This is a genomic window from Streptomyces sp. HSW2009 (assembly GCF_040240285.1).
GTDB lineage: Bacteria > Actinomycetota > Actinomycetes > Streptomycetales > Streptomycetaceae > Streptomyces.
The window spans coordinates 1-21018 of the sequence record NZ_JBEHZD010000071.1 but is presented as its reverse complement, the minus strand read 5'-3'; the positions used below and the strand labels follow the sequence as shown (position 1 = coordinate 21018).

The window sequence follows — 21018 nt, the reverse complement described above, 5'->3', positions numbered from 1 at the left end:
GCCGCGCCACGCTACCGGGGTGGGCCGAGTGGCCGGGCGGCTCACCCGGCCGACCAGCTCACCCCAGGCGCCCCGGGGCCCCCCCCGGGGGGGCCGCCCGGGCCGCCGGCGCCCCCGGCCCCCCCCCCGCGCGCCGCCGCGACCGCCCCCGCCGCGGCCCCACCGGCCCAGGCCCCCGCCGGGCCACCCCCCACCGCCAACGCCATGCGCCGCGCCCTGCGTCGGGCGCGCGACGGGGTGGCGCTGGACGTCGCCGAGGCCGCGGTGCTGCTCCAGGCGCGCGGCGCCGACCTTGATGACCTGTGCGCATCGGCCGCGCGGGTGCGGGACGCGGGCCTGGCCGCCGCCGGCCGCCCGGGCGTCATCACGTACTCCCGCAGCGTCTTCATCCCCCTCACCCGGCTCTGCCGGGACAAGTGCCACTACTGCACGTTCGCCACCGTCCCCGGCAAGCTGCGCCGCGCCGGCCACGGGATGTACATGTCGCCGGACGAGGTGCTGGCCATCGCCCGTCGCGGCGCCGAACTGGGCTGCAAGGAAGCGCTCATCACCCTCGGCGACAAGCCTGAGGACCGCTGGCCCGAGGCGCGCGCCTGGCTGGAGGCCGAGGGGTACGACGACACGATCTCCTACGTGCGCGCGATGTCGATCCGCATCCTGGAGGAGACCGGGCTGCTGCCGCACCTCAACCCCGGGGTGATGTCGTGGACGGACTTCCAGCGGCTCAAGCCGGTCGCCCCCTCGATGGGGATGATGCTGGAGACCACCTCCGAGCGGCTGTGGAGCGAGCCCGGCCAGCCGCACTACGGCTCGCCCGACAAGGAACCGGCCGTCCGGCTGCGGGTGTTGGAGGACGCGGGCCGCAGCTCCGTGCCGTTCACCAGCGGGCTGCTGATCGGCATCGGCGAGACGTACGAGGAGCGCGCCGACTCGCTGTTCGCACTGCGCCGCATCGCGCGCGCCTACCACGGCATCCAAGAGCTGATTATCCAGAACTTCCGCGCCAAGCCGGACACGGCGATGCGGGCCGCGCCGGACGCGGAACTCGATGACCTGGTCGCCACCGTCGCGGTCGCCCGCCACCTCCTCGGCCCCTCCGTCTGCCTCCAGGCGCCGCCCCACCTGGTCGACGGCGACGTCACGCAGCCGACCGTCGCGGGCGCGTACGCGCGGCTGATCGGCGCGGGCATCTCCGACTGGGGCGGCGTCTCGCCGCTCACCCCCGACCACGTCAACCCCGAGCGACCCTGGCCGCAGATCGACGCGCTCGCCGCGCACAGCGCCACCGCCGGTTTCGAGCTGCGCGAACGCCTCGCGGTCTACCCGGAGTTCGTGCAGCGCGGCGAGCCCTGGCTCGACCCGCGGCTGATGCCGCACGTCAGGGCGCTCGCCGACGCCGAGACCGGCCTCGCGCGCGCGGAGGCGATGCCGCGCGGGCTGCCGTGGCAGGAGCCCGACGAGGGCTTCGCGCTGCCCACCGCCGGCACCGGCCGCACCGACCTGCACCACACCATCGACACCGAGGGCCGCACCGCCGACCGGCGGGAGGACTTCGACCACGTCTACGGCGACTGGGAGGCGCTGCGCGAGGCCGCGGCGCCCGGCATGGTGCCCTCGCGGATCGACGCCGACGTGCGGGCCGCGCTCGCGGTGGCCGCCGACGACCCGACCCGGCTCACCGACGACGAGGCGCTGGCCCTGCTGCACGCGGACGGGCCGGCCCTGGACGCGCTCTGCCGGGTCGCGGACGACCTGCGCCGCTCGGTCGTCGGCGACGACGTCACGTACATCGTCACGCGCAACATCAACTTCACCAACGTCTGCTACACCGGCTGCCGCTTCTGCGCCTTCGCGCAGCGGCGCACCGACGCCGACGCGTACACCCTCTCCCTCGATCAGGTCGCCGACCGGGCCGAGCAGGCGTGGGAGGTGGGCGCGGTGGAGGTGTGCATGCAGGGCGGCATCCACCCGGACCTGCCGGGCAGCGCGTACTTCGACATCGCGCGCGCGGTGAAGGAGCGGGTGCCCGGCATGCACGTGCACGCCTTCTCGCCGATGGAGGTCGTCAACGGCGCCAGCCGCACCGGCCTGTCCATCCGCGAGTGGCTGACCGCGGCCCGTGAGGCGGGGCTCGACTCGCTGCCCGGTACGGCGGCCGAGATCCTCGATGACGAGGTGCGTTGGATTCTCACCAAGGGCAAGCTGCCCACCGCCACCTGGATCGAGGTCATCTCCACGGCGCACGAGCTGGGTCTGCGCACCTCCTCCACGATGATGTACGGGCACGTGGACCAGCCGCGGCACTGGCTCGGTCACTTCCGCACGCTCGTGGACGTGCAGCGGGCGGCGCAGGAGAAGGGCGTGCCGGGCTTCACGGAGTTCGTGACGCTGCCGTTCATCCACACCAACGCCCCCGTCTACCTCGCCGGCATCGCCCGCCCCGGCCCCACCACCCGCGACAACCGGGCGGTCACGGCGATGGCCCGGCTGCTGCTGCACCCGCACATCACCAACATCCAGACGAGCTGGGTCAAGCTGGGCGCCGACGGCGCGGCGGAGATGCTGCGTTCGGGCGCCAATGACCTGGGCGGCACGCTGATGGAGGAGACGATCTCCCGGATGGCCGGCTCCGGTTACGGCTCGTACCGCTCGATCCGCGACCTGGTCGCCATAGCCGAGGCCGCCGGCCGGCCCGCCCGCGCGCGCACGACGACGTACGGCGAGGTGCCGGCCGAGCGGCAGGCGGCGGCCCTCGCCTCGGACGGGCACCTGCCGCGGCTGCTGCCGGTGCTGGGCGACGAGGCGGTGTAGGCGGTGAGGCGCTTGGGCGCTCTGGCCGGGGGCCGCGCCGGTGGGGATCGGCGGGGCGCCCGGCCGACCCGACCGGATCGGGCAGCAGATGTCGGGTCCGGTCGGGTGTCCGCTCCCTAGCGTGGCTGGAGTCAGAGTTACGAGCGGCCGGCAGCGGCCGAACGAGGCGATCAGAGGGAGGCCCCCGCGGTGCTGGAGCGGCTCAACCAGGCGTTGGAACACCTTGAGTCGCACCTCGACCAGCCGGTCGACGTGGCCGAGCTGGCTCGGATCGCGGTGATGTCGGAGTACCACTTCCGCCGGCTGTTCTCCGCGCTGGCGGGGCTCTCGCTGTCGGAGTACGTGCGGCGCAGACGGCTCACGGTCGCCGGCGCCGAGGTGCTGGCCGACGAGCGCACGCTGCTGGAGATCGCGATCCGGTACGGGTACGGCTCGGGCGAGGCGTTCGCGCGGGCCTTCCGGGCCGTGCACGGGGTCGGCCCCGGCCCCGCCCCGCGCGCGGGCGCGCCCCTGCGCTCCCAGCCGCGGATCTCCTTCCGCCTCGTCATCGAAGGAGGTAGCAGCAGCATGGAGTACCGGGTCGTACAGAAGGAGGCGTTCCGCATCGTCGGCAAGCGGGCGCGGGTGCCGCTCGTCCACGAGGGGATGAACCCAGCCATCGCCGACTTCATCCGGGGCATCGCGCCGGAGGAGCTGGACCGGTTCGGCGCCCTCGCGGACCAGGAGCCTGCGGGCGTGCTGGGCGTCAGCGTCAACCTGGACCCCAGCCGGGCCGAGGGCACCGAACTGGACTACTACCACGGCGTGGCCACCAGCGCAGCGGCCCCGGACGACCTCGACGCGCTGGAGGTGCCGGCGGGGACATGGGCGGTGTTCGCCAGCTCGGGCGCGTTCCCGCAGGCCCTCCAGTACCTGTGGCGGGACGTGTTCACGCAGTGGTTCCCGGCCAACCCGTACCAGAGCCGCCCCGGCCCGGAGATCCTGCGCACCAGGCTGTCGGCCGATGCGACCGAGGCTGACGCGGAGCTGTGGATTCCGGTGGAGCGCATCCGCAGTTGAGGGGGGTGAGGGGGCGGGGGCGCGGATGAGTGGGCGGGGCCGGTCCTGGTGGGCCGGCCCCGTCGGCCCGATCCGCCAGCCCCACCCGTCGGCCCGATCCGCCCGCCCGATCCGCCCGCCCGATCCGCCAGCCCCACTCGTCAGCTCACGACCGTCCCACCCGTCGGCTCACGACCGTCAGCCCCGTCCGGGGCGCCCCGCCGCCCCGCCGCCCCTCCGCTCACGGCCGGCAGGCCACCCGGTGGGCGCCGGTGGGGGGTTCGTCCTTGATGAGGCCGTCGAAGCGGCGGCTGCTGTGCTGGCGGCAGGCCGGACCGGCCTGGACCGACCCCTTGTAGTCCACCGCGAAGACGGCCTTGCCCTGCTCGATGAAGGGCAGCAGCTCATCGCACTCGTCGAACTGCGCGCACTCCTCGGGCAGCGCCCAGTCGAAGGCGTCGACCAGTTTGGCGGCCGAACCCGGCTGGTCGTGGCCGTTCTTCAGGCCCCCGGACAGGCCGCGCGCATGGGCCTGCTCGGCCACCTCGCGGTACCAGGAGAGCTGGTCGTCCAGGGTGATCGGGAACCCGGGGTCGTTGTCGACCGGATTGTTCTGGTCGGGCTCCACACCGTCGCACCCCATCCGCCGGGCCAGGTCGAACCTGGCCCACACGGCCTCGGCGAACCGGTGCCGCTGGGAGCGCCGGATGTCCAGCCACCGCTCGCCCTCCCAGCCGGTGTCCCAGCCGATCACGGAGCCCGCCGCGGGCCGCTCCGGCCGGTTCGGCGGCCCGCCCTCGGCGGCGCTGCGATGGCCGGGGAAGCGGTGCGCGTCGGGCCGGTAGTCCTCGTACGCCCCGGTGTCGACGTAACAGATGACGATCGGACGCGGCGTGCGGGCGTGCAGGGTGGTGATCTTCCCGGCGAGTGCGCCGGCCGGTACGGGGATCACCTCGCCGTCCTGGTAGCGCAGCTCGGACCCGGCGGGGGCGAGGTCGAACAGGTCGAGGTCGTACATCTGGCGCGCCGCCGACAGCTCGTACGGCTCGCTGATCTGCCAGTCCCAGTCGGCCGCCGCGCCCGGGCGGGGCCGCCACCAGTCGCCGCTGGCCGGCTTGCGGGACGCTCCGCCGGTGGGCTTGCCCGCTTTGCCGGGCGGCTTGGTCTTGTCGTGCGCCCCGTCCGGTCGATCCGCGCGCCCGTCCTCGCCGCAACCCGCCAGCACGGATGCGACTAACACCAAGATGACCGCCAAGCCACCTGCCTTCATGGACTCTCCCCCGTGTGGTGCGTGTTCCCCTGCGGCGCGAAGTTCCTGGCCGCGCGCCCTGTACGCCGATGCTATGGGGCCCGGCGCGGTGGGGCGGTCCGCGTCGTCCGCCCCTCGGGCTGCGACCGGAATGACTGGTTACGGCCCGGTACGGGGCGGCGTGGGGGTGCGCCGCGTGCGGTGGGCCGCCCGACGGGCGGGTGGTTCGATGGGGACGGGAGCGGGGACGGGGGCGGGGGCGGGAGGGGAACGTGGGGCTCCGAGCCGGGCCTCGCGATGATGTGGTTCACATTCGGCGACGGGCCGGAAGCGATCATTCACAGTCCATTACAGTGCTGAGCCAGTCTGGGTGTTGCGCAAAGGCCGATAGAAACCTACCGAAAGGGGCAAGGTCGTGACCGCATCTGCCCGTGCAGCGTCCGCGATGTGGGGCCGCGCCGAGCAGCAGGACTTCCGCAGTCGAGTGCGCGGTTGTCTGCTCGGCGGTGCGATCGGGGACGCCCTCGGCGCCGGGATCGAGTTCGACTCACTGGCCGCCATCCGGGCCGCGCACGGGCCGGACGGCGTCACCGACTTCGTCCCCGCCTACGGCCGGCGCGGCAGCATCACCGACGACACCCAGATGACCCTGTTCACCGTGGACGGCCTGATCCGCGCCCAGGTCAGACGGGACACCGGGGCCTGGCACCCGCCCACCGACGTGTACGCGGCGCACCGCCGCTGGTACGCCACCCAGCACGACTGGGGCCCCGACGAGCGCAACCACAACGACGGCTGGCTGGCCCGCGAGGAGTGGCTGTACGCGCAGCGCGCGCCGGGCAGGGCCTGTCTGTCAGGGCTGGCCGACGGCCCGATGGGCACCCTGGACGCGCCGAAGAACCCCGACTCCAAGGGGTGCGGCGCGGTGATGCGCTCCGCGCCGTTCGGGCTGCTCGTGGGCTGGGAGCCACAACTCGTCTTCCAACTCGCCATCGAGTGCGCGGCCCAGAGCCACGGACACCCCACCGGCTATCTGTCCGCGGGCGCCTTCGCGCTGATCGTGCACGGGCTGGCGCGCGGCGAAGCGCTCGACGGCGCCGTACAGCGCTCGCTCGCCATGCTGGCCACCCGGCCCGGGCACGAGGAGACCACCGACGCGCTCAAGCACGCGCTCGGCGCCGTACGGCAGGGGCTGCCGACGGCCGAGCGGGTCGAGTCGCTCGGCGAGGGGTGGACGGGGGAGGAGGCGCTGGCCATGGGCGTGTACTGCGCGTTGGTCGCCGAGGACATCCGGCACGGCCTGCTGCTCGCCGTCAACCACGGCGGCGACAGCGACTCCACCGGCTCCATCTGCGGCAACCTACTGGGCGTGCTGCACGGGGAGACCGCCCTGCCGCCCGCCTGGCTGGCCGAGGTGGAGGGCCGGGGCACGATCCTGGAACTCGCCGACGACTTCGCGATGGAGATGACCCAGGGGCCGGCCCTGCACAGCCCGGCCCGCTCGGCCGCCTCCTGGCTCGCCCGCTACCCCCGCGGCTGACCCGCCCCCAAACCCGCCGCGACGACGCCGGTCCGCGGGTTCCGATGGTCGTCCCGGCAGCCGACCCGGTGGTCGCATCGGCAGTCGCCCCGGTGGCTCGCTAGCGCAGCGCCTTCGCCAGGCGTTCCAGGCCGTCGGCTATCTCGTCCGGGGTGTGGGTGACGAAGGACAGCCGGAGCGTGGTCGGGTCGGGGTCGGCGGCGTAGAAGGGGGCGCCCGGTACGTACGCCACGTCGTGGGTGACCACCTTGCGCAGGGTCTCGGTGGTGTCCCAGCCGGCGGGCAGCTTGGCCCAGACGAACATGCCACCCTGTGGCTGGTTCCAGCTTGAACCGATCGGCAGTGCGTCGGCGAGGCCGGCCAACAGGGCGTCCCTGCGGTCGCGGTAGGCGCCGCGGACCCGGTCGAGATGGGCGTCCAGGTCGTTGTCGGCGAGGTAGCGCGCGGCGGCGAGTTGGGTGACGGTCGGGGTGTGCAGGTCGGCCGCCTGCTTGGCCACCGTGCAGGCGCGCAGCAGATCGGCGGGCGCCCGCAGCCACCCAAGGCGCAGCCCGGGCGCCATGATCTTGGAGTAGCTGCTGATCAGCGCGGTGCGGTCGGCGGCGCCCGCACCGGCCGCGAACGCCGAGATCCACGGCACGGGTTCGCCGGCGAAGCGCAGTTCGCCGTACGGGTCGTCCTCGATCACCCACAGCCCGCGCCGGGCGGCCACCTCGGCGACCGCCCGCCGGCGCGCGGCGGACAGGGTGCGCCCGGTGGGGTTTTGGAAGGTGGGCACGACATAAAGCAGCTTGGGCCGCTCTCGCTCGACGGCCGCCTCCAGCGCGGCCGGGTCCACCCCTTCGTCATCACCCGGCACGGACACGATCCGCGCCCCGGCCAGCCCGAAGCACTGCAACGCCGCCAGATAGCAGGGCTCTTCGACGAGCACCACGTCACCGGGGTCGACGAGGGCGCTGGTGACGAGCGTCAGCGCCTGCTGTGAACCGGTGGTGACCAGCAGTTCGTCCGCCTCGGTCGGCAGCCCGCGGGCGGTCAGCCGGGAGGCCGCAGCCGCGCGCAGCGCCGGGTCGCCCTCGGTGGTGGAGTACTGGAGGGCGCGCTGCGGCTCCTCCTCCAGTACCTGCCGGAAGGCGGCGGCGATGCCTTCGGCGTCGAAGAGTTCGGGCGCGGGCAGGCCACCCGCGAACGAGATGACCTCCGGTCGGGCGGTGAGTCGCAGGATCTCGCGGACGGGTGAGCCGGCGATCGAGCCGACCCGGGTGGCGAGTTGAGGTGCGTTGGCGCGCATGGACTGCTCCTTGTCTCCCGGGCGCAGTCTACGGAGTGGGTGGCCCCGCCAACCATCCTCTTCCGATCAAGGTTCGGAGCCGGTCGAGGGACGGCTGACGTGCGACGACGCGGGCCGGACCGGTGGGCGGACGCGGGCCGACCGGTGGGCGGGGGACAGGTGGGCAAGAGGCCGCGGACGGGAGCAGGTGGGCAGGGGCCCGCGGACGAGAGCAGGCGGGCAGGGGCCCGTGGGCGGGAGCGGCGCGGGGCAGCGGAGTGCGGGCAGCAACGAGCCCCCTCGGCAGGGACGGCGGCCGGTCGAGAGGGCTCGTACCACTGCGCCGGCCCAGCCGGCGCGGGTGCTGCGGTGCGGATGAACTCCGAGGTCATAGCGGTGAACTCGGTCGTACGGGAGATCCCGGCGGCGCTGGATTGCGGCTCACACGACAGGTCGGTGGCGCGTGGGGATCTCGACCCGGCGGGTCGCTGGGGAGTGCGATCAACCGGGGTGGCTCCTGTGGTCAGCGCACTCCGGCCGCTCCGCGGGGCCGGGACGCTGCCGGTGCTTGCTCGGTGGTGCCGCGGGGCGACACCGGGTGGTGCTGGCGGACGGCGTGTCAGGCCCGCTTGAACGAACCGTCGTTGACGTCCTCGATAAAGCTGGTCCATGCCTGCGGCGAGAAGCTGAGCGCGGGACCGCTCGGGTCCTTCGAGTCGCGCACCGCGATGACCTCGGTCTCCGGCGAAGCCACTTCCACACAGGCGCCGTTGCCGCCGGAGTGTGTCGACTTCTGCCAGGCGCGTGTTTCGCCACGTCGAATAGCCATGTTTTCTCCGATGTGTTTGCCGGTTGGTTCTGCCGCCAACCGGGCGACGCATCGACGCTACTCGCCCCTATTGCCTGGGGAATGGGGCGTTCACTCGACTGGATGGCATATTCCACTACGCCCTTCCGCGGGCCGGGCGGGACGGTGTAGCCTCCGGCCCCCGCGCAGCCGGACGTGCCGCTCCCGTGCCGGTCAACTCGCCGATGAACCAGGGCAGTTCAGTATCGTTACGGGATGCTTCCGCCCGCTTCGGCCACCCCGGAACCATCCCGCGATGCGACCGAAAACGGCGATTCCCGGGCCGGGTAAACGGGGTGCGGGTCACCGGTCTCAGTTCGCGGGCTGATGGTTTCGTGCATGTTCCCTGGCCACTTCCGCAATGAATTCTCGGGTTTGGTCCACATTGAGTGCCTGGGCCCGTAGGTGCTCATACATCATGCTGTAGCTCTGCACGTCGGAAAGCTTCTCCAGATACAGGTCGCTGGTGACGCCCTCCAGGTAGACCACGCTGGTGTCGGATTCGTCGGAGAATTCCAGAATGGAGAACTGCCCGCTCATGCCGGGGTGCGAGCCCAGGTAGAACGGCAGGGCCTGCACGGTCACGTGCGGCTCGTGGCTCATCCTGATCAGGTACTCCAACTGCTCCGCCATGACGCGGGGGTTGCCCACCAGCCGCCGCAGGGCCGACTCGTCCACCACCGCCCACAGGCGCAGCGGGCTGAACGGGTCGGAGATCCGTTCCTGCCGGCGCATCCGCACCTGGACGCGCTGGGCCAACTGCTCGGGGGTGCCCTCCGGGATCGCCCCGCCGATCACGGCCTCGGCGTACTCGGGTGTCTGGAGCAACCCCGGCACCACCTGTGACTCGAAGACCCGCAGCGAGGCGGCGTCGTTCTCGAAGCCGATGTAGACGCTGTACGGGACGTCACCGAAGGCGTTCCACCAGCCCTGTTGGCGCGAGTCCTTGGCCATTTGCATCAGCGATTCGACCAGGCGCTTGTCCTCGACCCGGTACGCGCGGCACAGGTCCCGCACATCGCGCTGACTGATGCTGCGGCGGCCGTTCTCCAGCCGACTGATCTTCGACTGCGAGACCATCAGCTCCTCGGCCACCTCCTCCGCCGTCATCCCCTTCTCCTGGCGGAGCCTGCGCAGTTCCTGGCCCAACCGACGTCGTCTGACCGTGGGGCCCACGTTGGATGTCATGGTTGGTGCACCTCCGGGTTCCGTTAGCTGTCCGCTGCTGGGAGCGTCCCCCTGTGTGGGGGGACCACAGCCGTTCAGCAGCCTGCCATCACTGATCGGGGCGGCGCTGGAAAACGCACACAGAGGGTCTTGATGTGGCCACGTTCGGCGATGATTCCGGGGCGTGCGGACGCAGGTCGGCCGGGTGCCGGCCGTGCGGTTGTGGACCCCCATAGACGCCACGCGCGGGGTGGCAGTCGGCCGTCCTGGAACGACCTGTCGCCACCCCGCGCGCTTTTTGGCGGCTCCCGAACCGGTCCTTGGACTGCGGCACGGTGGGGCCAGCCGACCGGACCCGGGGCCCGAGCCGGCTGAGCGGTGCTGGGTGTTGCTCGATGTTGCTGGGTGTCGCTGGGTGTTGCTGAGCGGTATTGGGTTGATGCTGAGTGCTTTTGGGTGTTGCCGGGTTGCTGCTGGGTTACGTCTGGGTGCTGCTGCTGCTGCTTGCGCAGCGGGTGGTGCTCGTGACGCCGACTCGTACCGCCGAACCGGTCGTTGCCGCCGCACCAGTCGTGACGGCCGCACTGGCCACCCCGGGTTGCACTGGCCACCCCGGGTTGCACCGGTCGCACCGGGTTGCACCGGTCGCACCGGGTTGCACCGGTCGTAGCTGGTTGCACCCGTCGTGCTGGGTTGCACCGGTCGTGCTGGCGGTACGGGGCGTGCCCAGGGTGTGTTCGGGGTGTGGAGGCGTCGATGCCGGTCGGCCCACACTCAGGGTGTGGGCCGACCGGCTGCGCGATGACGATGGCGCTGGTCGGACAGCGTCCTGTCCGGCGCGGCGCATCGACGAAACGGTTTTTCGTCGCGCTCGACGTCAGGCCGTCGTCAGCGGGCGCCGACCCGTGCCATGTTCCCGCGGGCGGGTGCCGCCTGTGCCGGAACGCTGGTCGCGGTCTCCGCCTGCCGGGCGGTGGCTGTCTGCCGCCCACCTGCCGGTGCGCGTCGTGGCTGTGCGGCAACACCGTTCTGGACGTCCATCACAGCGTGTGCCACGAGCCCGCCCATCGGGTCGTGCCTGATCAGGTCCCGGAGCCGGGAGCGCGATGAACGCCCCTCGTTCCCCGGGTAGAGGTGCTTGCCGAGTCCGACCGCATGGGCCAGCGCGGCAAGCGCCGCGGTCCGCGGGTCCGGCGGTACGCCGGTGCGGATCGCGTTATCGAGCCGGGCCCTGATCTCCCGGCTGATGGCCGTCTCCGTCGCTTGGTAGCGCGTCGTCGGCAGCACCCCACACATCTGACCCGCCACGGCATGCACCATGCCGCACCGCTCCAGGTGCGTGAGATACGTCTGGCGCAACCCCAGTCGGGGCCCGCCGATCCAGTGGACGGCCCGCACCGGGCTGCCGCGTCGGCGCAGCAGTTCCAGAGCGGAGTCCAGGGTTGGATCTCCGGTCGGCCGTGGCAGCACCACGGCGATACGATCCCCATCTGGGGCTATCCGTCCTGCCAGCGCCAGCTCTACTAGCTGCGCCCCGGCAAGTCCGAGGTCTAGCGACTGCGGCTGCGCCGTGGTGCCCGTGGTCGGGTCCAAAGCGAGCAGCAGAAGCTCCTCGGGAATTGTTCTGCGGCTCCTGCCCATCCATGCCTCCCCGCGTGGATGAATGACAGGGTGACCCCTCTCACATTGGTCTGTCGAGAGTGCGTGGGTGCTTCGGACGGGAACCGGTAGGTATGTCGTTCTCGTCTAGCAGGTGGGCGACGCCCCTGGGTGGAGTGGCCGTGAGGGCGCCCCGCTGCGACACAGGACACTGGTTAGAGGGTTGGGCGGCGGGTGCGGTTGCTCGGGCAGCGCCGCGTTCTGCGCAACGTATTTCGAGGAGGCATCGGTGGCGGGCGAGTCCCCCGACAGGTCAGTGCAGCGAAAGTCATCGGGGGAGACCATCAGGGGAGAACGTGACCCGCGGCCCACCGACCGCCGCGAAGCGGAGGGGGCGGCCGGCTCCTCCCCCGCGCGGGAGGGCGCCGCACGAGAGGCCACCAGGGCGCCGGGTACGGCCGGCCGTACGGAGGCGGCTGGCGGAGCCTCCAGGCCCTCCCAGAGCGCTCCGGGGCGCGCGGGCGGGGCCGGGGCCCGCGCCGGGGCGAACGGCGCGCAGGGCGGCTCCTCCGGCGCGAGGGGACGTTCCGCGGGGAGCGCGGCACGCCGGACAGAAACGGAACCGGAATCCGAGCGGCGGGAGCACTCCGGCCGCGACGAGTCCGGCGATCAGGCCACCGCGATCTTCACCGCGGTGCGGCGTACGGCCACCGACCGAGGTGGCGTCGATGCGGACGAGGGCGCAGGGACGGGACGCGTGGGCGGCGACACCAGGGACGGCGCGGGCAAGGGCGGCGCCGGGGAGACCGGCGAGGCCGGGCAGGACAGGCAGGACGAGCAGGACAGGGAAGCCGGGCTGACGTCGGGCGCCGACTCCGGACAGGGGGACCGGGCGACGGCCGTGCTGCGCACCGGACCGCTGCCGTCGCGCCCCGGCACCCGCGAGGCCGATGACGATGCGGGTGCCGGGGCCGCGGGCTCCGACGCTGCTGACTCTGACTCCGCTGACTCCGACTCTGCGGCTGCCGAACCCGGCGCCGGTGTGACTGCTTCCGGTTCCGCTTCTGGTTCTGGTTCTGCTTCCGCTCGGGGTTCTGGTTCGGCCGGTGCTGCTGCCGGTTCGAGCGCTGCTGCCGACACTGACGTCGACAGCGATAGCGACACTGCTGGTGACACCGACACCGACACCGACCGGCGGAGCGCCGCGGCGAGAGACGGCCCGTACCGCCGCTCCCCCACCACTCCCGCCACCGCCCCCACCCGGACGCCGCACGGCCAACCCGCACTGGCCCACCCCTACGGCACAGACCGCCACCCTTCGGTGGGCCGGCCGCACGGCCGTGTCCGCCCCGTCGGGGCCCCGGCCGGGCCCATGGCCGCGCGCGGCTCCCGCAGCCCGCTCAGCGCCCCGTACAGCCGCTTCTACTCCGCCTCACGGTCGCCCGCGGGCCGCTGGAAGCACACCTTCCGCCGCCATTCGCCCGTACGGGGCGGGGAGCGGGTGGGCCGGCGGGGCGGATTCGGGGCGGGAAGTGGCCCAGGTCACTGCGGACCGGGCGGTGCGGAAGGCCGGGCAGCACGAGGGATCGGACCGTACGAGGGCCCCTGCGGCGCAAGGGACCGGGGAGTACGAAGCGGGGCTGGTCCCGGCAGCACGAAGGGGGGGGGGCCCCCCGGGGGGGGGGGGGCGCCCCGCGGGGGGGGGGGCCCCCCCCGCCCTTCCCCAGGGCCCCGCCCGCGCGGCTCCCCGCCCCCTTCCTCGAACCCGCCCGTGGTCCGGTGCCCCCGCCGCCGAGTCCACGGCCAACCGCATCGCGAGGACATCATGCGTCCCAACTCCCTAACCCTGCGGCGCGACTTCGCCGCCTCACTCGTCGTCTTCCTCGTCGCCCTGCCGCTGTGCGTCGGCGTCGCCGTCGCCTCCGGCGTACCGGCCGCGGTGGGGCTGGTCACGGGGGTCGTCGGCGGCCGGGTCACCGGCCTGCTCCCGGGCAGCAGCCTCCAGGTCAGCGGCCCCGCGGCGGGCCTGACCGTGCTCGTCTACGAGGCGGTCGAAACGTACGGGCTCGGCGCCCTCGGCGTCATCGTGCTCGCCGCCGGACTGCTGCAACTGGCGCTCGGCGCGCTGGGCTGCGGCCGGTGGTTCCGCGCCATCTCGGTGTCGGTCGTCGAAGGCATGCTGGCCGGCATCGGCCTGGTCATCATCGCCGGCCAGCTCTACGCGATGGGCGACCTCACCGCACCCAAGACCGGACTCGACAAGATCACCGGACTGCCGGGGCTGATCGGTGACGTCGCCGGCAGCGGTACGGCGCTGACCGCGTTCGCCGTCGGCGCCGGCGTGGTCGCGGTGCTGGTCGGCTGGCCGCACCTGCCGGCGAAGATACGCGTGGTGCCGGGCGCACTGGCCGCCGTCGTGCTGGCCACCGGCGTGACCGCACTGGCCGACCTGTCCATCGCCAAGGTGGAGGTGCAGGGCCTGCTCGACTCGGTGAACGTGCCGGGCTCGGGCGACTTCGGCGAACTCGCGGGCGTCGGGCTGCTCGGCACCATCGTGGCGTTCACCCTCATCGCATCGGCCGAGAGCCTGTTCAGCGCGGCGGCCGTGGACCGGCTGCACGACGGGCCGCGGACCGACTACGACAAGGAGCTGATGGCGCAGGGCGCGGGCAACGCGGTGTGCGGCGCGCTCGGCGCGCTGCCGATGACTGCGGTCATCGTCCGCAGTTCGGCCAATGTGCACGCGGGCGCGGTCACCAAGGCGTCCCGGGTGCTGCACGGCGTGTGGCTGCTGCTGTTCGCCGCGCTGCTGCCCGCGGTGCTCGGCGTCATCCCGCTCGCCGCGCTGGCCGGCGTCCTGGTGCACGCCGGCTGGAAGCTGCTGCCGCTGCGCCAGCTCCGGCCGATGTGGCGCGAGCACCGCGGCGAGGCGGTCATCCTGGGCGTCACGGCCGTCGCCATCGTGACGGTCAACATGTTCGAGGGCGTACTGATCGGGCTGGCCCTCTCGGTGGTCAAGACGGCGTGGGAGACCTCGCACGTGCACACCACGGTCGCCGAGACCCCGAGCGGCACGGTGCGCGTCACCCTCGTCGGCAACGCGACCTTCCTACGGCTGCCGAAGATGCTCGACACGCTGGAGGGCCTGCCCGCCAACCAGCCCATCGAGCTCGACATCAGCGGGCTGCGCCACCTCGACCACGCGTGCAGCTCCGCCCTCGTCAACTGGGCGGAGCGGCACAACGACGCGGACACGGTCCCGGTCCGCATCGCGGCTGCCGGCGGCGGCGGCGCGCACCGGGAACTGACCGCGGGAGCCCTGTCCGCGAAGGTGCTGTCGGCGAAGGCGCTGCCTGCGGGGACGCCGGCGGGGACATCGGCCGCGGCCGACGACGAGGCGCACCGCGACCAGCCGGCCGCTGAGGCCGATCCCGCCGGCGCCACCGCCCCTGCCGGCGCATCCGAGCGCGACCGGGAACGGGTGGCAGCCGAGGCCCCCTGACCCGAGACGGCAGCAACCGCCCGTACGGCAGCAGTCGCCCGTACGGCGCCGGCCACCCGGCCGCCCCATCCCGCGAGGACCGCGAGGTGGGGCGGCCGGGTGGCCTTCATGTTTTCCGGGGCGCAGGAGCCACCGGGGCCGGGGCGGCTTGGGCGGCAGCGCGGCGCAGGGCCCGACCCACATGCGGCGAGCACGCCCGCCCTAGGTTGAACGAGCCAATAAGTTGACTCATTGCACCTTTCTCTCTAGCCTCCCTTCCAGGGTCGGCACACCCCGCCCAGCACACCGGCGACGACCGTCGAACCCCTCCGCGTACGACACCAACTCACTTGCCATCAGGGCGAGTTGACGTGCCCTCACCTCGGCGCGCCCACCGTCCCGTACCGCGCGAAGCGAAGGACCAGTCATGCACTCACCCACCCCCGCCCGGGCCAGGATCAGCGTCATCGGGGCCGGACCCGGCGGGTTGACCTGCGCCCGGGTGCTCCAGCGGCACGGCATCGCGGTCACCGTCTACGACCGTGACCCGGGCCGCGACGTGCGCGACCAGGGCGGCACGCTCGACCTGCACGCGGACAACGGGCAGCACGCGCTGGCGGCGGCGGGGCTGCTCGACGCGTTCCACCGACTGGCCCGCCCCGAGGGGCAGGAGATGCGGCAGTACGACCCGGCCGGCACCCTCGTCCAGCACCACGTGCCGCGGCCCGCCGACCGCGTCAAGCCGGAGATCGACCGCGGGGAGCTGCGAGATCTGCTGCTCGACTCGCTGCACCCGGGGACGGTCCAGTGGGGGCACCGGCTCGTCGCGGTCGGCGGGCCGCCGCGGGGGCCGCGGCTGCTGCACTTCGCGGACGGCACGACCGTCGAGAGCGACCTGGTCATCGGCGCCGACGGGGCGGGCTCCCGGGTCCGCCCGACGCTCTCCCCCGCGCGCCCGGCGTACACCGGCGTCAGCTTCCTCGAAGGGTGGTTCGCCGACGTCGACGAGCGGCATCCGGAGATCGCCGCGCTGGTCGGCCCGGGCAGCGCGGCGGCGGCCGACGGCGACCGCGGGCTGTTCGCCCAGCGCAACGGCGGCAACCGCATCCGCGTCTACATCATCCAGCGCCTGTCGCCCGACTGGATCACCGCCAGCGGCCTGACCAGCGATGACACCCTCGGCATCCGGGGCAGGCTGAGCACGGCGTACGCGCACTGGTCGCCCGTCATGCGCAAGTTGCTGACCGACAACGACGGCCGGTACGTGCACCGCCCGATCTTCGCCCTGCCGGTCCCGCACACCTGGGCGCCCGACCCCACGGTGACCCTGCTCGGGGACGCCGCCCATCTGATGCCCCCGCTCGGCGTCGGCGTCAACCTCGCCCTGCTCGACGGCAGCGAACTCGCCCTCGCGCTGGCCGGCGCGACCACCGTGGACGAGGCCCTGCGCACGTACGAGCAGGCCATGCTGCCCCGCTCCGTCAGGACCGCCACCCTGCTCGACGGGGCGGCCGAACACCTGCTGTCGGCGGACGTGCCCGACTTCGGGGAGGAGATGGCGGGCATGGGCGAGGGGCCCGCCTGAGGCAGGCGGGGCGCGGTCGTGGCCGCTTCGGCTACCGGTGGTCCGGCGCGGCCGTGGCCCCCAACGCGCCCCGCGCCGCCGTGCCCCACACGCCGAACCACTGCTCGGCGCCGTACTCCTCGAACCGTTCCACCTCGGTGAAGCCCAGCCTCGCCGCGAGCCGCACCGCCCGGTCGTTGGCGCTCCGGGTGGTCAGCACCACGGGTTCGCCGGGCAGCGCGGCGGCGCCCCAGGCGCGCGCCGCGGCCGCCGCCTCCTGCGCGTACCCGTGCCCCCAGGCCGCCGGCAGGAAGAGGTAGCCGAGTTCGACCTCGTCGCCCCCGTCCCTGACCCGGCCCCGCCGCTCCGTACCGCGTCGGTCCAGGGTGACCATGCCGATCATCGCCCCGGCGCGGTCCACCACGAAGGTGCCGGCCCGGCTGCCGGGCACCTCGGGCACGGCCCGCTCCAGTTCGTCCCGCGGTCGCGCACCGCCGATGTACGTGCCGACCTCGGGCGAGGCGAACAGCTCGACGAACGCCGCCCGGTCCCGCGCGGCGGACGCACGGAGCACGAGCCGATCGGTGTCGATCGGGGCGGGCGGCCACGCAACGGGTCCAAGTCCGGTCATGCGGCGGAACCTATCGCACGCCCGTACGAGCCGCCCGGCCCGTACGGGCTACGCGTCCCGCACCAGCCCGGGTGGCTCGTACGGGTCACCCGGCTCGGCCCCGCCGCCTCGTACGGGCCAAGCCGCTCGGCCCCGCCGCCTCCATACCTGCCGCCTCCGCACTCGCCGCCCCGGCCCGTACGGCCGGCCCGGTTCCTCCTACGTGCCGGCCGGCCCCGCCCCGGCGGGGGCCCCCCCCCCCCCCCCCCCCCCCCCCCCCCCCCCCCCCCCCCCCCCCCCCCCCGCCCGCCCGCCCGGCCCCGCCCCCCCCCCCGGCCCCCCGCCCCCGCCCGGGGGGGGCCCACGCGGCGCGCCGCGTCCGGCCCAAGACCCGCGGCCAGCACCTCCGCGATGTGCCGCGCCCGCGGCGTCAACTCACCGTCATCTCCCGCAAGTTGGTCGATCTGGGTGCGGCACGAGAAGCCGTCGGCGATGACCTCGGCTCCCTGCGGGCGGTCGCGTACCGCAGGGAGCAGGGATTCTTCGGCGCAGGACACCGAGACCTCGTAGTGGCCCGCCTCGAAGCCGAAGTTGCCGGCCAGTCCGCAGCAGCCGCCGGCGAGTTCGCCGGTCAGGCCGGCGCGGGCGCGCAGGGCGCGTTCGGCCGCGTCGCCGAGTACCGCGTGCTGGTGACAGTGGGTCTGGCCGACGACCGGGCGGTCGATGCGGGGCGGCTGCCAGTCGGGTGCGTACCGCTCCAGGGCCTGCGCGAAGGTGAGCACCGAAGCGGCGAGCTGGGCCACGCCCGGATGGTCCTGGCCGAGGAGTTCGGGCAGATCGCTGCGGAGGGCGGCGGCGCAGCTCGGCTCCAGCACGACCAGCGGCAGGCCGGCGGCCAGCGCCGGCACGAGCGCGGCCACGGTACGCCGCATCACCTGCCGCGCCCGGTCGAGTTGGCCGGTGGATACCCAGGTCAAGCCACAACACAGCGGCCGGCCCCGGCCGGTCGGCGGCAGCAGGACGCGCAGCCCGGCGTCCTCAAGGACGGCGACCGCGGCCCGGCCGACGGACGGCGAGAGGTAGGTGGTGAAGGTGTCGGGCCACAGCACGACGGTCTGCCCGCCGGGGCGCGACCGACCCCGCACCGACACCCCGGCCGCTGTCCCCCGGGCCACCCCGTCCGCCACCCCGGACACGCCCTGCCCGGCCGTCCCCGCAGAGCCGCCCCGGCCCGCCGGTGTCGCCCCCGCGCGCCCGCGCCCGCGTTCCCGCTCCCGGCGGCGCCACCAGTGTGTGAAGGGTTCCGCGGCGAGTTCCGGGACGGCGCGCTCGGGGGCGATGCCGGCGACGCGCTTGGCCAGCGCGGCCAGCGGCGCGCAGCCGGTGGCCGCGTTCGCCGCCGGGGCCAGGTGCAGCGCGCCGGCGGCCCGCAGCCACACCGGCAGCCAGCCCATGGCGTAGTGCGCGGCGGGGCGCAGCCGGCCCGCGTAGTGGTGGTGCAGGAACTCCGCCTTGTACGTGGCCATGTCCACGCCCACCGGGCAGTCGCTGCGGCAGCCCTTGCAGGACAGGCACAGGTCGAGCGCGTCCCGCACCTCGGTGGAGCGCCAGCCGTCGGTGACGAGTTCGCCGGCCAGCATCTCGTGCAGCAGCCTGGCCCGGCCGCGCGTCGAGTGCGCCTCGGCGCCGGTGGCCCGGAACGAGGGGCACATCACGCCGGCGCCCGGCGCGCCGGTGGTGCGGCACTTGGCGACGCCCACGCAGCGCCGGACCGCGGCCGAGAAGTCCCCGCCGTCCTCCGGGTAGCCGAACGCCACGTCCACCGGCTCCCGCGGCAGCACCGCGAACCGCAGGTTCTCATCCAGCCGGTGCGGCCTGGCCAGCATCCCCGGGTTCAGCCCGCCGGCCGGGTCCCACAGGTCCTTGTAGCGCTCGAAGAGCCGCACCATGCGCGGCCCGTACATCCGCGGCAGCAGCTCAGCGCGCGCCTGCCCGTCGCCGTGCTCGCCCGACAGTGACCCGCCGTGCGCGACGACGAGGTCCGCCAGGTCGCAGGAGAAGTCCCGGAAGCGCGCCACGCCCGGCTCGGTCAGCAGGTCGAAGTCGATGCGCACGTGGATGCAGCCGTCGCCGAAGTGCCCGTACGGGATGCCGTGCAGGTCGTACTGGCCGAGCAGGGCGCGGAAGTCCCGCAGGTAGCCGCCGAGTCGGGCGGGCGGCACCGCGCAGTCCTCCCAGCCGGGCCAGGCTTCCGTGCCGGGCCCGCCGTCGGCGCCGGGCAGCCGGGTCGCGGTGCCCGACGCGTCCTCGCGGATGCGCCACAGGGCGCGCTGCCTGGCCGGCTCGGTGACGACGGCGGTGTCGGTGCAGTCGGCCCCGACGGCCCGGACCAGCGCTTCGGCGTGTGCCTGCGCCTCCCGTGGGTCCGCGCCGCCGACCTCCACGAACAGCCAGGCCCCGCCGCGCGGCAGGGTGTCCGCCGCGGCCGGCCCCACCAGGTCGCTCGCCATCCCCTCGACGGTCAGCGGATGGTGTGGCAGCACGGTGGGGGCGGCGTCGGCGGCGCTGCTCTCGTCCGGGTAGCCGAGCACGGCGAGCACCCGGGCGCCCGGCGCCGGCACCAGCCGCACCGTCGCCTCGCCGATCACGCCGAGGGTGCCCTCGCTGCCGGTGAAGGCGCGCGCCAGGTCGACGCCGTGCTCCGGCAGCAGTTGGTCGAGCGCATAGCCGGAGATGCGGCGCGGCAGGTCGGGGAAGCCGGTGCGCAGCAACGCCAGATCGCCGTCGGCCAGGGCCCGCAGCCCCTCGCGCAGCCGCGCCGGCAGCGCGTCCAGCCCGCCGCGCGCCAGCCGCACCCGCTCGCCCCCGTACAGCAGCGCGTCCACCGCGTGCACGTTGTCGGCGGTGGTGCCCCAGGCGACCGAGTGCGAGCCGCAGGAGTTGTTGCCGATCATCCCGCCGATGGTGCAGCGGTTGTGGGTGGCCGGATCGGGGCCGAAGGTCAGCCCGTACGGGGCGGCGGCCGACCGCAGCGCATCGCAGACCACGCCCGGCTGGACGCGTGCCGTACGGGCCTCGGGGTCGAGCGCCACGATCCGGTTCAGGTGCCGGGTGCAGTCGAGCACCACGCCGGTGCCGGTGGCCTGCCCGGCGATGGAGGTGCCGCCGCCGCGCGGCACGACGGGCACGCCGTGCTCCCGGCACACGGCGAGCGCCGCGGCGATGTCGTCCGCGTCGCGCGGGGCGACGACGGCGAGCGGTACGCGGCGGTAGTTCGAGGCGTCCATCGTGGTGAGCGCGCGGGCGGTGACGTCGTCCGCCACCTCCCCGCCGACGGCCGCGCGCAACGCGCGCACCAGCGCGGCGGCATCGGCGCCGCCGGGCCCGTCCCCCGCCGCGCGCGGCCCGCGCCCGGCGCTCGGGTGGGTACGTGCCGCGCCGGACGGGGCGGGGTGCGGGCCTTCGAGGGGTGGGGTGCCGGGGGCTCCGGGGCTCTCGGAGGCCGGGGGGCCAGGGCTCTCCGGTGGCCGGCCCGACCGGGGTCGCCCCGTGCCCCCGCCGTCCCCGCCCGGCGGCCCACCGCCGCCCGGCCGCCGCTCGTCCCCCGCACCCGTACCCGATCCGCTTCGCCATCGCGCCATGCCTCCAGCGTGCCCCCAGCGCCTCGCCCGGCACGGCCCGACGCACGAATTTCGGGCACGGGGCCGGGGCGACCGGGAGGCGGTACGGGGCCGACGGGGGCCAGTGGGGGGAAACGGCGGTGATGGGCCGACGGGTCGTACGACGGGTCGTACGGCGCGTCGTACGAAGCCCAGCGCGAGGACCATCGCGAAGCCCATCGC

At 74.2% G+C, this 21018-nt stretch carries 11 protein-coding genes and 1 pseudogene; 5 read left to right on the top strand and 7 right to left on the bottom strand.

Translation table 11 applies throughout. The features are described from left to right. Positions 1 to 183 precede the first annotated feature (183 nt). Together AAHZ94_RS08630 and AAHZ94_RS08625 are read left to right on the top strand one after the other, a co-directional pair. Positions 184 to 2811 (top strand): annotated as a pseudogene (locus AAHZ94_RS08630) (bifunctional FO biosynthesis protein CofGH); the annotation flags it as partial. 189 nt (positions 2812 to 3000) lie between these two features. Beyond that, the gene (locus tag AAHZ94_RS08625) at positions 3001 to 3870 is read left to right on the top strand and encodes an AraC family transcriptional regulator (RefSeq protein ID WP_349991899.1); all 870 of its coding nucleotides are present in this window, start codon (positions 3001 to 3003) and stop codon (positions 3868 to 3870) included. Between the two features lie 220 nt (positions 3871 to 4090). Here AAHZ94_RS08625 and AAHZ94_RS08620 read toward each other — a convergent pair whose 3' ends face one another. Continuing rightward, positions 4091 to 5089, bottom strand: a complete 999-nt coding sequence (locus tag AAHZ94_RS08620; RefSeq protein ID WP_349991905.1) for an endo alpha-1,4 polygalactosaminidase — start codon at positions 5087 to 5089, stop codon at positions 4091 to 4093. 454 nt (positions 5090 to 5543) lie between these two features. On the opposite strand from AAHZ94_RS08620, the gene AAHZ94_RS08615 reads away from it, so the two are divergent. Beyond that, the gene (locus AAHZ94_RS08615) at positions 5544 to 6638 is read left to right on the top strand and encodes an ADP-ribosylglycohydrolase family protein (RefSeq protein ID WP_349991903.1); all 1095 of its coding nucleotides are present in this window, start codon (positions 5544 to 5546) and stop codon (positions 6636 to 6638) included. Between the two features lie 100 nt (positions 6639 to 6738). Here AAHZ94_RS08615 and AAHZ94_RS08610 read toward each other — a convergent pair whose 3' ends face one another. From AAHZ94_RS08610 to AAHZ94_RS08595, 4 genes are all read right to left on the bottom strand, one after another. After that, positions 6739 to 7929 carry an aminotransferase-like domain-containing protein gene (locus tag AAHZ94_RS08610; protein ID WP_349991897.1) on the bottom strand — a complete coding sequence of 397 codons (1191 nt, stop codon included), beginning with the start codon at positions 7927 to 7929 and terminating at the stop codon, positions 6739 to 6741. A 598-nt stretch (positions 7930 to 8527) separates the two neighbouring features. Next, positions 8528 to 8737 (bottom strand): DUF397 domain-containing protein, encoded by a 210-nt coding sequence (locus AAHZ94_RS08605; protein ID WP_349991895.1) that lies wholly within the window; start codon positions 8735 to 8737, stop codon positions 8528 to 8530. 330 nt (positions 8738 to 9067) lie between these two features. Then, positions 9068 to 9943, bottom strand: a complete 876-nt coding sequence (locus tag AAHZ94_RS08600) for a helix-turn-helix domain-containing protein (RefSeq protein ID WP_349991894.1) — start codon at positions 9941 to 9943, stop codon at positions 9068 to 9070. Positions 9944 to 10810: 867 nt separating this feature from the next. After that, complete coding sequence (locus AAHZ94_RS08595) at positions 10811 to 11563, bottom strand: GOLPH3/VPS74 family protein (RefSeq protein WP_349991892.1); 753 nt, start codon at positions 11561 to 11563, stop codon at positions 10811 to 10813. 1783 nt (positions 11564 to 13346) lie between these two features. On the opposite strand from AAHZ94_RS08595, the gene AAHZ94_RS08590 reads away from it, so the two are divergent. Both AAHZ94_RS08590 and AAHZ94_RS08585 read left to right on the top strand, forming a co-directional pair. Further along, positions 13347 to 15023: a SulP family inorganic anion transporter gene (locus AAHZ94_RS08590; protein WP_349991890.1), complete on the top strand. Its 1677-nt coding sequence runs from the start codon at positions 13347 to 13349 to the stop codon at positions 15021 to 15023. Positions 15024 to 15429: 406 nt separating this feature from the next. Beyond that, entirely contained in the window at positions 15430 to 16587 is a 1158-nt protein-coding gene (locus AAHZ94_RS08585) for an FAD-dependent oxidoreductase (protein WP_349991889.1), read from the top strand. Positions 16588 to 16618: 31 nt separating this feature from the next. Here AAHZ94_RS08585 and AAHZ94_RS08580 read toward each other — a convergent pair whose 3' ends face one another. Together AAHZ94_RS08580 and AAHZ94_RS08575 are read right to left on the bottom strand one after the other, a co-directional pair. Continuing rightward, a complete protein-coding gene (locus tag AAHZ94_RS08580) occupies positions 16619 to 17197 on the bottom strand; it encodes a GNAT family N-acetyltransferase (protein WP_349991887.1) in 579 nt (192 codons plus the stop codon). Next, positions 17194 to 20535, bottom strand: a complete 3342-nt coding sequence (locus AAHZ94_RS08575) for an FAD-binding and (Fe-S)-binding domain-containing protein (protein WP_502964608.1) — start codon at positions 20533 to 20535, stop codon at positions 17194 to 17196. Before AAHZ94_RS08575 ends, AAHZ94_RS08580 begins: the two co-directional genes overlap by 4 nt. Positions 20536 to 21018: the final 483 nt, after the last annotated feature.